Annotated in this window: 14 protein-coding genes; 9 read left to right on the top strand and 5 right to left on the bottom strand. The window is 59.0% G+C overall.

Features of this window, described 5'->3' with window-relative positions:
• Positions 1 to 14: 14 nt before the first annotated feature.
• Together ROO76_17205 and ROO76_17200 are read right to left on the bottom strand one after the other, a co-directional pair.
• Complete coding sequence (locus tag ROO76_17205) at positions 15 to 677, bottom strand: hypothetical protein (protein ID MDT8069903.1); 663 nt, start codon at positions 675 to 677, stop codon at positions 15 to 17.
• A gap of 67 nt (positions 678 to 744) precedes the next feature.
• Positions 745 to 1,527, bottom strand: coding sequence for an FRG domain-containing protein (locus tag ROO76_17200; protein MDT8069902.1), 783 nt, complete (start codon positions 1,525 to 1,527; stop codon positions 745 to 747).
• A 170-nt stretch (positions 1,528 to 1,697) separates the two neighbouring features.
• On the opposite strand from ROO76_17200, the gene hemL reads away from it, so the two are divergent.
• From hemL to ROO76_17180, 4 genes are all read left to right on the top strand, one after another.
• Positions 1,698 to 2,993: a glutamate-1-semialdehyde 2,1-aminomutase gene (gene hemL / locus ROO76_17195; GenBank protein ID MDT8069901.1), complete on the top strand. Its 1,296-nt coding sequence runs from the start codon at positions 1,698 to 1,700 to the stop codon at positions 2,991 to 2,993.
• A 91-nt stretch (positions 2,994 to 3,084) separates the two neighbouring features.
• Entirely contained in the window at positions 3,085 to 3,321 is a 237-nt protein-coding gene (locus ROO76_17190; GenBank protein MDT8069900.1) for a hypothetical protein, read from the top strand.
• A gap of 228 nt (positions 3,322 to 3,549) precedes the next feature.
• Complete coding sequence (locus ROO76_17185) at positions 3,550 to 3,738, top strand: hypothetical protein (GenBank protein ID MDT8069899.1); 189 nt, start codon at positions 3,550 to 3,552, stop codon at positions 3,736 to 3,738.
• 106 nt (positions 3,739 to 3,844) lie between these two features.
• Positions 3,845 to 4,099 carry a UBP-type zinc finger domain-containing protein gene (locus ROO76_17180; GenBank protein MDT8069898.1) on the top strand — a complete coding sequence of 85 codons (255 nt, stop codon included), beginning with the start codon at positions 3,845 to 3,847 and terminating at the stop codon, positions 4,097 to 4,099.
• A 75-nt stretch (positions 4,100 to 4,174) separates the two neighbouring features.
• Here ROO76_17180 and ROO76_17175 read toward each other — a convergent pair whose 3' ends face one another.
• From ROO76_17175 to ROO76_17165, 3 genes are all read right to left on the bottom strand, one after another.
• Complete coding sequence (locus ROO76_17175) at positions 4,175 to 4,816, bottom strand: HAD family hydrolase (protein MDT8069897.1); 642 nt, start codon at positions 4,814 to 4,816, stop codon at positions 4,175 to 4,177.
• Positions 4,817 to 4,918: 102 nt separating this feature from the next.
• Entirely contained in the window at positions 4,919 to 5,353 is a 435-nt protein-coding gene (locus tag ROO76_17170; GenBank protein ID MDT8069896.1) for a DUF2203 domain-containing protein, read from the bottom strand.
• A gap of 33 nt (positions 5,354 to 5,386) precedes the next feature.
• Positions 5,387 to 6,820, bottom strand: coding sequence for a M28 family peptidase (locus ROO76_17165; GenBank protein ID MDT8069895.1), 1,434 nt, complete (start codon positions 6,818 to 6,820; stop codon positions 5,387 to 5,389).
• Between the two features lie 83 nt (positions 6,821 to 6,903).
• Here ROO76_17165 and ROO76_17160 point away from each other — a divergent pair, with 83 nt between their 5' ends.
• The 5 genes from ROO76_17160 (at position 6,904) to asnA (ending at position 12,259) form a co-directional block, all read left to right on the top strand.
• Positions 6,904 to 7,536, top strand: a complete 633-nt coding sequence (locus tag ROO76_17160) for an Ig-like domain-containing protein (protein ID MDT8069894.1) — start codon at positions 6,904 to 6,906, stop codon at positions 7,534 to 7,536.
• A gap of 71 nt (positions 7,537 to 7,607) precedes the next feature.
• On the top strand, positions 7,608 to 8,687 hold the full coding sequence (locus ROO76_17155; GenBank protein ID MDT8069893.1) for an SH3 domain-containing protein: 1,080 nt from the start codon (positions 7,608 to 7,610) through the stop codon (positions 8,685 to 8,687).
• A gap of 256 nt (positions 8,688 to 8,943) precedes the next feature.
• The gene (locus ROO76_17150) at positions 8,944 to 9,168 is read left to right on the top strand and encodes a hypothetical protein (protein ID MDT8069892.1); all 225 of its coding nucleotides are present in this window, start codon (positions 8,944 to 8,946) and stop codon (positions 9,166 to 9,168) included.
• Positions 9,169 to 9,248: 80 nt separating this feature from the next.
• Complete coding sequence (locus tag ROO76_17145) at positions 9,249 to 10,910, top strand: hypothetical protein (protein MDT8069891.1); 1,662 nt, start codon at positions 9,249 to 9,251, stop codon at positions 10,908 to 10,910.
• Positions 10,911 to 11,116: 206 nt separating this feature from the next.
• Entirely contained in the window at positions 11,117 to 12,259 is a 1,143-nt protein-coding gene (gene asnA, locus ROO76_17140; GenBank protein MDT8069890.1) for an aspartate--ammonia ligase, read from the top strand.
• Positions 12,260 to 12,261: the final 2 nt, after the last annotated feature.

Raw genomic sequence — 12,261 nt, 5'->3', positions numbered from 1 at the left:
TCGATTCTAGCAAGTTAGCTGGCGGGACGGACTTCAAACCGGACTTCCTCGTCCGTACCGATCGGGGCTGACGAAATCCATTTGCGCCCCGCGCGATAGAGGAAGAACAGGGCAATACCCTGGACTAGGTGATAGACCGCATTATGGTTGAAATACACCGGGTGGATTCCGATATGCAGGTATTGCAGCACCCCGGCCACCAGTGTCAGAACCATCGCGATCGCACCATCTACCGCAAACGACTCTCCCTGGCGCCAGCGCACCACGAACCCGGTAAGCAAAAGCAGGGTAGCGGGAAGATATAGCAACAGCGCAATCACGAATTGGTGAAATTCGAACAGCACCAGCCCGACGTAAATCGCCAGCGCGACCAACGCCAGCGCCCGCGCACGCTCCACCGTCCCCGGCCGGAAAAGCAGCAGGCAGGCCAGCATGCAAAGTCCCACCGCCGCCGGCCCAATCAGCATCAGTGTGCTGCGCCAGATTAGCGCCCCCAGGCTGCCGTGTTCTTCCGGTATAAACCCGTGCGAGATCGCTCCCAGGAAGCTGCTTACCGCAATCGCTCCCAGAACAATTGCGAACCAACGGCGCGTGCGGGGCATCTCGGTTGGACGCGAATGCAGTCGCCAGGCCAGGATTCCCGAAAACCCGGCCAGCAGAAAGTCCGATATCGACACTGCCACTTCTGGCGACATTCAATCAATCTTTTCATTGGAACCGCCCTCCAACAATGGCCCCAACGTGTCAACCCGCGCTGGGCAGGTAGTGCCGACGAAGCCACCGACTCAACCCATCCAGTCCGGGAAACATCACTCTCTCGGTGATATTCGCCTGGTCGAGTTTGTCCCGAATCTCCCATTTCAGGGAGGCCGGTATCAAGATTCTTTGCGCCAGCCCCGGCGCGGTCTTCTCCAGCCATTCATCGAACTGCATCTCCGCATTTGACATGAAGGAAAACAGCGCAAACTGATTCACAATCCGCTGGTCCAGCGACGGCGGCTCCAGGAACACCGGAAACGGCCGCCTCGCAAGTTTTTGCAACCCTGGCAGGCTCTCCGTTGCCTGCTCCAACATCTCCGCCGTGAAAGCATTAGAGCGCTCGCGCTGCAGCACTCGCTTCAATTTCGCCGGCAGATGCTCGTGCACTTTTACGTAGTTCACCGTAATCAGCAGGCCATCACGGCTGTAGTTGGCCACGTTCGCCGTCGCAAAGTGCAGCGCGACATAGGGAGAGTACGTCCAGTCCAGCAGTCGCGTCGGCAGTCCATGGTGCTGGGCCAATGCCAGCCAGGTCCATTCGGACGACCTCGGCGGAAGGCTCTCCAGCGCGTACTTTTTGAAATTGCGCAGCAGGTGCGCTTCCAGTTCGCGCGAGTTCCCGCCAAGCTTCGCCAGCGATGTCACCAGCGCCCGGCCATCAAGCCCCAGCCCACGATACGCGTAGTCCGACCGGAACCGCCGTATGCTCTCGTTCCACGTATTCGCAAACAGCAATTCCTGCAGATGCAGCCACGACTTAGGCCTCACCGTACGCACGCAATCTAAGATGCTTGCGATCAGCCCTGTATTATCGGATTCTAAAAATACCTTCCCCTGTGCGCTCCGTGTCTCTGTGGTGAATCAAGCCGTTTGTGACCGCACTCACAAGCTCACTTTCAAGCCGCTGATAAACTAGGTAGTTCTTCCCGAGGCAATTCATGTCCCGCAAACTCGACCGTTCCCGCGAACTTCAGCATCGAGCCGAAGCCCTCATTCCCGGCGGCGTCAACTCTCCCGTCCGCGCCTTCCGTTCCGTCGGTGGAGAGCCGCCTTTCCTGGTTCGCGGCGAGGGCTCCCGCGTCTTCGATGCCGACGGCAACAGTTACATCGATTACGTAGGCTCCTGGGGCCCCATGATCCTCGGCCACGCCGTCCCGCAGGTCACTGAAGCCGTCGTCGCCTCCGCTCGCAACAGCACCAGCTTCGGCGCATCCACCCCAACCGAAACCGATCTCGCTGAAGCCGTCATCGGTGCTTTCCCTTCGATGGAAAAGGTCCGTTTCGTCAGTTCCGGTACCGAGGCGACCATGTCCGCCATCCGCCTCGCCCGCGCCTTCACCGAGCGCAAGTTCATCATCAAGTTTGAAGGCTGCTATCACGGACACTCCGACGCCCTGCTCGTCAAAGCCGGTTCCGGCGTTGCCACGCTCGGCATCCCCGGTTCCGCCGGTGTCCCCGAAGACTTCGTCCGCTACACCCTGGCGCTCCCCTATAACGACACCGAAGCCCTGGAGCAAGCCTTCACCCGCTACACCGGCAAGATCGCCTGCGTCATCGTCGAACCCGTCGTCGGCAATATGGGCTGCGTACCGCCCAACCCCGGCTACCTGCAATTTCTCCGCGAAATCACGCAGCGCGAAGGCACCGTCTTCATCCTCGACGAAGTCATGACCGGCTTCCGCGTCAGCTACGGCGGCGCGCAGGAACTCTACAAGATCAAGCCCGACCTCACCACGCTGGGCAAAATTATTGGCGGCGGTCTGCCCGTCGGTGCTTATGGAGGCGCCAACGAAATCATGAGCCTCGTCGCGCCTGTCGGCCCTATGTACCAGGCCGGAACCCTCAGTGGCAACCCGCTCGCCATGGCCGCCGGACTCGCCATGCTCCGCACCCTCTGCGATGGCCGCCACGAAATCTATCCGCGCCTCGACCGCCTGAGCGGCCAACTCTGCGACGCCATCCTCGCGGCCGCACGCGAAGCCGGAGTTCCCATGACCGTCAACCGCGTCGGCTCCATGTTCACCTTCTTCTTCACCGATAAGCGAGTCACTAACTGGGACACCGCCGCCACCTGCGACACGAAAAAGTTCGGCAACTTCTTCCGCGCCATGCTCGACGCCGGCATCTGGCTTCCACCCTCGCAGTTCGAAGCCGCCTTCCTGTCCGCCGCCCACACCGAGCAGGACATCACCGACACCATCACCGCTGCGCGAGAGTCGCTGCAACAGGTATAAGGTATAAGAATTCATTGCACATACTCGGGTAGGTGCGTTAAGTTCCAGTGAAGGGGCAGAGCACCAGTCCGTCTTGTGCCAGGGGGCACGAATGCACATCACGACTAAGGACATCGTCATAGTTGTCGTTCAGGCAGTTTTTACGGTTGTCGTGTTCGGAAACATTTTTTCCAAGGCTGGATTTTCGCGGTGGTTCTCGGTGTTACTAGCCGTTCCGATTGTGAACATCATCACCATCCTGTGGTTTTCTTTCACGGAGTGGCCGATTGAGCAGGAACTCGTGAAAGCGCAGTTTGAGGCCTCAAGACTCAGTGCTGGTCATCCCTGACTTGATGGAACGATTAGAGATTTGGCTAAATCCTCTTTAGCGCCCGCGCCTCGCCCGCCACGATGCCCTTCTTACATGTAGCCCAGACGCATAGAAGCGCAGTCCTCCCTCGCCTAATCGTTCTCGAAACTTCGTCCGTAGATGCAAGACCTACCCGAATCCCAGATGAGCATCAGCCTCAGCAACGAATGGGGCATAATATTCCTGTACACATCCCCGGAGATCAATATGGATACTCGTCCGCCCACAGAATCTGAGAAGTCGAGGCAGGAAGCCGCGCAACAAGTCGCCCAGGCTCACAGTCTTCTCCAGGAACTCCGCGAGGAACTCGATCGCCATCCAGGGCTCGAAGAGGCCATCTCTCGCCTCGAAGCCGCCCTGAACATCTTGTCGGCGAAATCCAGCGGCCTCCTCTGAGTACCTGATCGGCTAACTGTCAGAGCGCCCCTGAATCGTTACACTTCTGCCTGTCATCCAGTTGCATAGTGAACGTTTCGTGATGCCGCGCACAAAGGGAGAACCCATGGCAGCCTGCAAACACGTTTCTGAAATCCGCGATGTCAACCCGTCTTCTTACGGATGTGAAGAGTGCCTGAAGATCGGTGCCCAGTGGGTCCACCTGCGCATGTGTCTTACCTGCGGCCACGTCGGATGCTGCGACAGTTCTCCCAATAAACATGCCACCAAGCACTTCCATGCCACCAAGCACCCCATCATGCAATCCTTCGAACCCGGCGAAACCTGGCGCTGGTGCTACGTCGATCAGAAAGAAGTTTAGGGAAATCAAAGGGAAGAGGACAAAAGCCAAAACGAAAACCTGTCCCGTTCTGCCCTTTTTCCTCTGCCTTTTGACTTACTTCGCGAAGTGTTTCAGCAGGTCCGCTATCTCTTCCAGCTGCAGATCCGGCGCGCTCTCACCGAGCCGCCTCGAGGTTGGGAATCCGCTCTTCACCCCGATCGTATGCATTCCCGCGTTCTTGCCCGCCAGGATATCCTCGGGAACGTCGCCAATGTAAGAACAGCAGTTCGGCTCGCACTTCATGTGCGCCGCTGCTTTGAAGAGCCCTTCCGGATGCGGTTTACGCTTCGTCACATCGTCGCTGCAGATCACGACATCGAAAACGCCGTCCAGCCCAAAGTCCCGAATCTCGTTTGCCAGGCGCCAGCGGTTCCCGCTGGTAACAACTCCCACGTGATACCCGCGATCCCGCAGCGCCAGCAACGTATCTTTCGCGCCCTGCACAAGCGAATATTGTACGCACGGATAGTTGTCGCGCCACGCCTGGTCGGCGACCAGCCACCGCTCCTGCTCTAACCCCACCGCTTCGTATATCCGGTGCCAGTCCGGCGTGAAATACGCTTCGAACTGCTCCCATGAGAACGGAATCCCGCAGTGCTCCAGAGCTTTCTGGAAAGTGAGATACGACGACATCGCCGAATCCACCAGCGTCCCGTCCCAGTCGAAAAATAATGTACTGATCTCCGCCGGTGCCATCGTCTCCTGTTTTGAAGGGACACGGCCTTAGCCGTGCCGATAAACTCGCGCACACTCTGGGGCTTTAGCCTCTGAGGTCATCCCCTGGCCAGAGCCCCACCTCTAGTTAATATCGCCCGACTTCGCTCGCGCGATCCTGTCATCAATCGGTTTCCGTCCAGCAAATCCTTCTTCTGTTCCGTGCCAGTGTGTTATCGCAGCCTCGCCCAACTTCCAGCACAGCAGCACGATTTCGTCGCCCACCTTGCACGGAAAGTCCAGCAAGCCGATATCGAGGTCCTTCACCTGCACCCCTATCGCGTTTATTTCAGCGATAGCGTCCTTCACTTTCTGGATGGCCTTGTCGCGCTCCGCCCGCCGCAGCGCCACCTTTTTCACTTCAATGAAGGCGCCGCCGGTCAGGAAAATCCGTTCGCTCAGCGACGAGAGTTCCTTGTCCACCTCTTCGATGACCTTCTTCCCTTCGATCGATGATCGCAGCAGGCTCTCCAGTATCGGCAACAACGACTGCGCTTCTTGCAGGCTGAATGTCTTCATTTCGCTATCCGATTCTACTACCGGCGCAACGGCTCACTTGGCCTCTGCCGCATTCTTTCCCGGCTCGTAAGTCGGCCGCGCGGGGCTGTTCGCAAGCCACGTCAGCCCCGGCAAAACTGCTTGCAACGAATTCGCCAGGAACTCGTAGTTCAGTTTTTGTGCTTCATCTCCGGGTTGGTGGTAGTCAGGAAATTCCGCCGCCCCGCTCATGGTGTGCGCAACCACTCCCTTCGTGGCAAAACTGTAATTGTCGGAAGCGCGGAAAAATGGATTGTCTGGAAAGGGATCATCCGCCAACTGGCTACCGTGCTGCACCAGCAAACTCCGCAAATCTGATAGCTGCGATCCCGTCATCCAGAATTCCTTGCCGCCTACCTTCGATTCCGGCAGAGCCGTCTGTTCGAATTCGATGTCGGCCACAACGTCACCTAAAGGGAACGGCGGCTTCGCAGCCATTCCGCGCGAACCCAGCAGTCCGAGTTCTTCGCTGCCGAATGTCGCAAATACGACGCTGCGTTTCGGACGAGGTCCTCTGGTAAAAATTCGTGCCAGTTCCAGCACCGTGGCCGTTCCCGAGGCATCGTCATCGGCGCCATTGCAGATCGTGTCGCCCGTCTTCGCGCAAACTCCTAAATGGTCCATGTGAGCGGAGAACATCACATACTGCGCCTTCAGCGCCGGGTCGCTTCCGCGCAGCACGCCAACCACGTTTCGCGTCTGCTGATCGTCTTCCGCCGTCGTGCCCGATATTGTGACTTCGGTTCCCGCGGGGACCTGCGCGAGCGTTCGCATTTCCTCACTTTTTACAACCACCAGCGCCGCACGCCTCCGTGCACTCTCCTCCCCCTCGACCGTGGTGGGAAGCATCGCAGGCTGGTTCGCATATCGATCCCAGTTGTGCTCGAAGGGTCCCGAAGCCTGAATGATCACCAGTGATGCGTCACTGGAGAGCAGCGAGCCGAGTACTTGCCTCCTCTCCTCGTCCGGAATCGGCTCGGTCACGACAACGATGCTTCCCAACGGGGCCTTCGACGCCTGCGCCGGATCCGGGTTGATGTGCACGATCTTTCCCTGTATCTCCGCCGCCGTCAGGCGCAGTGCAATCATCTCCCTTCCGTGCGTCCAGACCATCTCTTTGCCATTGACGGTGAATTTAAGGTGCGGAGGACTGACAAACTTCTTCCGCGTGAGCTTAACCGGGATGATGTAGTCTTCACCCATCGCGGGCTCCAGCCCTAGTTTCTGGAATACTGCCGCAATATACTTCGCTGCTGTCAACTCATCCTCGGTAGCGCTTCCGCGCCCCCGCAGTTCGTCGCTGGCAAGATACCGGATATCCTTTTCCATGCACGACTTGCAGACGGTTTCCTTGGCCGGCGCTGCCTGTGCAGCTCCGCTCAATACGCCGGCCGCAGCCAGTAACACGATACCGAGGGATTTGCTCGCGAAGGACAGAGAGGCTGTCAAGGAGTCTCCTCAAAATATACGAAAGTTGAGTTTTCTTACCTTCCACCGATCTTCATAGTAGCCCGTTTTGGTAGAATTCGCGCATGATGCGGACTATTAAAGCCGTCGCAAACATCCGGAGTTCCGCAGTCCTTCTCCTTCTCCTGCTCGCATTCTTCTCCAGCGGATGCGGCGACTTCTTTGTCTCCGGCAGTGCTCTGAATAGCATCAGCGTCACTCCGGCTTCCATCTTCCTTACCGTCGGTGAGACCAAGCAGTTCACCGCCAACGGTACTACCGTGAACGGCGATAGCAAGGACGTCACCAGCACCGCAAAATGGAGCAGTTCCTCGGCCGGTGTTGCCACCGTCAGCGCCGGTCTCGTGACGGCCGTTGCATCAGGCAACACCACTGTTACCGCATCGCAGGACGGTGTGTCGTCATCCGCCGGGGTCATCGTCAACACCTCGGCGCTGAATACAATAAACATCACCTCCACGACCACTATCGTCACCAGTGGCTCAACCCTGCCGCTTACGGCCACAGGAACGTTCGCTGATGGCAGCACGCAGACCCTTACGAATCAGGTCGCATGGAGTTCCGATACCACCAGCGTTGCTACTGTGAGCAGTTCGGGCGTGGTGACCGGAGTCTCGACCGGAACTGCCAAGATCACTGCTTCCGTCACAACCACTACCGGCACGGTTTCGAACAACATCACCATCACCGTGCAGTAACTTCGCGAACACCGTTCCCGAAAGTGCCGATGTCTTCGTGTGCTCACATTGCGGTATAGTTTTATAGAGCCGTGAATCTCTGGAAATTCTTTCGTTCGCACATCTCTCGACGCACGCCGGGTCCCGTTCTCTTCGCTGCCTTGTTCGTTGTACTTGCGACGGTCGCCTGTAACCGGGGTTCCGGCGGGTCCCGCGAATACGTCTACGTCTCGGTGCCCCAGGCATTTCTTCGCGATCGCATTGCCGCCGTTTACAACAAGGTCGGGATGGTCAAGAGCGGTGAGCGCGTCCAGGTCCTCGAGCACCAGCGGCGCTTCCTGCGCGTCCGAACCGCTCGCAAGGAAGAGGGCTGGCTCGAAGAGCGCTTCACCATCACCGAAGCCGTCTACAAGCAATTCCAGAAACTCGATGAAGACAGCAAAGGGCTTCCCACCCAGGGCCGCGCCGTCACTCGCGCGAAACTGAACATGCACATCGAGCCTTCGCGCAACGCCGATACCCTGTATCAGCTCACCGACGGCGAGAAGGTCGACATCTTCAAACGTGCCACCACCGTGCGTCCCGAAAAGCAGGCGCTCGCCGTCGTTAAGCCCAGCAAGAACGGAGAACCGCAGGAGCCACCGAAGATCTACGACGACTGGTGGCTCGTAAGAAGCCAGGAAGGGCATTACGGCTGGGTACTCGCGCGCATGATCGATCTCGACATTCCTCTCGACATCGCGCAGTACGCCGAAGGGCAGCGCATCCAGGCCGCCTTCGTCCTCGACCAGGTCGACGAAGACGGTCAGAAGTTCCCGCAATACCTCGTCCTGCTGAGCACTCCAAAGGACGGTCTCCCTTACGACTTCGACCAGTTCCGCGTCTTCACCCGCAACACCCGCAAGCACCGCTACGAAACCGCTTACCGCGAGCGCAATGTCGTCGGCTTCTTCCCCGTGAAGGTCGCCACCGAAAACTTCGACAAAGAAGGCGTGCTTCCCACCTTCACTCTCCGCCTGCAGGCCCAAAACGGACAGATCGTCGATCGCAAATACAAGCTCAACACGCCCATCGTCCGCCGCGTATCCGCTCCCGGCGACGACATCAAACTCGCGTCATCCAGGAAAGAACCAGAATCTCGCGAACCAAGGTCCAGAAAACGCCGCAAGTAGAGCGTTTTGCTTCGTGCCCCACATCTGCCGCAGTTGGCAGATGTGTGTTGGCAGATATCGTTCAGCGGGAACCCGAGTCATGAGACCTGCACCTCGCCGGCACGGTCTCTCTTTTCGCTCTGTACCCACCCCAATCCGCTGCGGCTCCCTTCGGCTTCTCCGGATCACCCATTAGAAACAATCACTTATCGCCCCACTGTACCGTCGGCCAACGGCCATTTCCCAAGCCGAATCCAATCTCGGCGAGGGAACAGAAATGGCCGAGAAGGTGAAGAAGCTCAACCTGAAGCGCGATTACAAGACCTACCTTTACTTCATCGATGGCAACGGCAATGTCTGCCAGAAGCCTAAAAGCGGTGCGGGTGAATCCAAGGTTCTCGTCGAGAATGCCGTAAACCGCGATAACCAGTTCCTTTATTTCATCGACAAAGACGGCGATGTCGCTCGTTCTCCGCGCGGCGGAAAACGCAAAGCCGCCTAGCCACATCCCAAGTAGAAGCTCCCGTCCGGTTCGAATTCTTCGAACGCTTCGGAGTCGAATTCTTGTGTTGAGCGGAGAAGATGGATAACTCCGGGTGGAATATGTATGTCTTTCGCGCAGGCCGAAAGACCATCTCCGGCAACACTCTGCGCAATCGCCTCGTCCACTCCCTTCACCTTTATTTCGAAAATCCGGCAGAAGACACTTGCATCGCCGCCCTCATCGCCGCCGGTGAACTCGAATGCGCCTTTGCCGACGTCATCTCCGACAGCGCTGATTCCGAATCCGTCGGTGCCGTGAACATCACGGATCGTATCGCCGAGTCCCTCGTAACCGCCTCCTTCTTCGACGCGAACGATCTGCTCGCCGCCGCGACTTCGCTTCAACTTCCGGACGCCCTTCAACTCTCCGTCGCCGAGGGCTTCGCCTACTACGCCCTGCATCCCCAGAAATTTATCGATCTCGCGCGCACCCTCAGTCCGCTACAATCCGCCCGTGTCATCGGCCTCCGCAGCATTGGCACAACCCTCAGTGCCGTCTTCTGCGCCGCTCTCCGCGCGCGCGGAGTCGCCGCCGAGCGCATCACCGTTCGTCCTCACGGGCACCCTTACGAGCGCCAGTTTTCGTTCAACGAACGCGAAGTGTGCTGGCTCCGTTCCTCCGCATCTGAACCCCACGTCTTCGTCGTCGACGAAGGTCCCGGCATCAGTGGTTCGTCATTCCTCTCCGTCGCAGAAGCCGCCGAGCACGCCGGCGTCTCGCGCGACCGCATCTGGATGCTGGGCAGCCGCTGGCCCGACCCCGCTCTCCTCCGCGCCCCGAATGCCGCCGACCGCTGGTCTCGATATCATTTCCGCGCCGTCGATCCCGCACCTGTTCTCCCCTCGGCAGCCGCTATCGATCTCGGTGGTGGCTCCTGGCGATCCGCTTTTCCCCCCGACTGCCGGCCCGCCATCTGGTCACAACTCGAATCCGCCAAGTACATGAGCGTCGACGGTCGTCGCCGCTTCAAGTTCCACGGCTACGGACATTACGGTGAAACCATCGCCGCTCGCGCCGCCAATCTCGCCGCTTCCGGTTTTGCCCCACCACTGCTCGCCCTCGAAAAAGGTTTTGGCGTCTATGACTTCATTCCCGGCCGCAGCCTCACCCCATCCGATATCTCTCCCGAACTCCTCCACCGCCTCGCCGAATACTGTGCCTTCCGCGCCCGCGAATTTCGCTCCGACGAAATTTCGCCCGAACTCTCCACCATGGCCGCGTGGAACTGGCAGTGCGAATTCGGTGCAGCACTCGCCCCGCCGCTCACTCTCGACGTTCAGACCTGCGTCGTCACCGATTCCCGCATGTTGCCCCACGAGTGGCTCCGCGCCGATGACGGTCGCATCCTCAAATTCGACGCTGTCAGCCACGGCGACGACCATTTCTTCCCCGGCCCCTGCGACATCGCCTGGGACCTCGCCGGCGCAGTCATCGAGTTCCGCATGGACACCGCCCCCACCGTCGCCTTCCTCGCCCACTACCAGCACCTCTCCGGCAACGATCCCCGCGACCGTCTCCCCGATTACCTGCTCGCCTATTCCGTCTTCCGCATGGCATGGTCTAAGATGGCCTCCCAATCCTGCGCCGGAACTCCCGACGAAATCCTCCTCCGCCGCGACTACCTCCATTACCGCTCGACGGCCCAGCAACTCGCCGAATCAAGAACTGCTCACCGGCAAATCGCCCACTCCGCCGATTGAGTGACCCTTCGCGTCCTCCGCCCGGCGCCCCACATGTGCCGCCTTTAGCAGATGTGGGTGCGCGATCGCCCTTTCCCAACACATCCCCCTGTGACAACCATTACAGCCTCTCACTCCCCCTCTGTGGTCTCGTTCTCCTGAACCAATTTTCGGCCTCGTTTAGACCGAATCGTGAACTCATAACCGACTCCCTGGAGGAGCGAAGTATGGCATCTACGACTTTGGACAAACGAGCGGATCTCGCCGGTCCCGGCATTGGCAACTACGAGGACCTCGAGCGAATTCTGCCCACCGACTACCACTCCTTACTGGACCGCAAGCAGACGCAGAAAGCCATCTACGCGGTCAAACAGTACATTGAAGAGAATCTTTGCCGTGAACTGAACCTGATGATGGTCCAGGTACCGCTCATCGTCGACGTCGAGAGCGGTGTCAACGACATGCTCGACCGCGACGGTTCGCGCACGCCCATCCAGTTCCACATCAACAACGACTACAACAAGCATCCCATTGACGCCCAGGTCGTACAGGACGCAACCAAGTGGAAACGCGTCGCCCTCCAGCAGTTCGGCATGAAGCCCGGCGAAGGCCTCTGCACCGACATGCGCGCCGTCCGCAAGGACTACTTCCTCGATCACGACCACAGTTGCTACGTCGACCAGTGGGATTGGGAGCGCGCCATCACCGCCGCCGATCGCAACGTCGCGTTCCTCAAAGACGTGGTGCGCAAGATATGGAAGGTGCTTTGGGGCGCCGAGCGTTTCGCGCAGGACATGTTCCCGCAGCTCAAGGACCCGCGCTATCCCAACATGCCCGAGGAACTCACCTTCCTGCACGCCGAAGAAATTCTCGACATGTATCCTGACCTGCCGCGCAAGCAGCGCGAGACGGCCATCCTGCAGAAGTACCCGGCCGTCTTCATCATCGGCATCGGCTGGCCGCTCAAAGACGGCTATCCGCACGAGAACCGCGCCGCCGACTACGACGACTGGGTCACCGACACCAGCAAGGAAACCGGCAAGCCCACGCACGGCATCAACGGCGACATCCTGGTCTGGAACCACGTGACCAAGCGCCGCCACGAACTGTCATCCATGGGCATCCGCGTCAACGCCGAGACCTTGAAGGTGCAGCTCGGCATGGCCAGCCAGCTCGACAACCTCAAGCTGCCCTATCACCAGGCCATCCTGAACAACCAGGTGCCGCTCTCGGTCGGCGGAGGCATCGGCCAGTCGCGTACCCAAATGTGGATCCTCCGCAAAGCCCACCTCGGCGAAGTCAGCGTAACCGTGTGGCCGAAGATCCTCAAAGACATCTGCGCGAAGAAACAAATCTTCGTGCTCGAATAACC

The organism is Terriglobia bacterium, assembly GCA_032252755.1.
GTDB lineage: Bacteria > Acidobacteriota > Terriglobia > Terriglobales > Acidobacteriaceae > JAVUPY01.
Note: the sequence above shows the minus strand (reverse complement) of the source record. Positions and strands in the feature narration are given on the sequence as shown.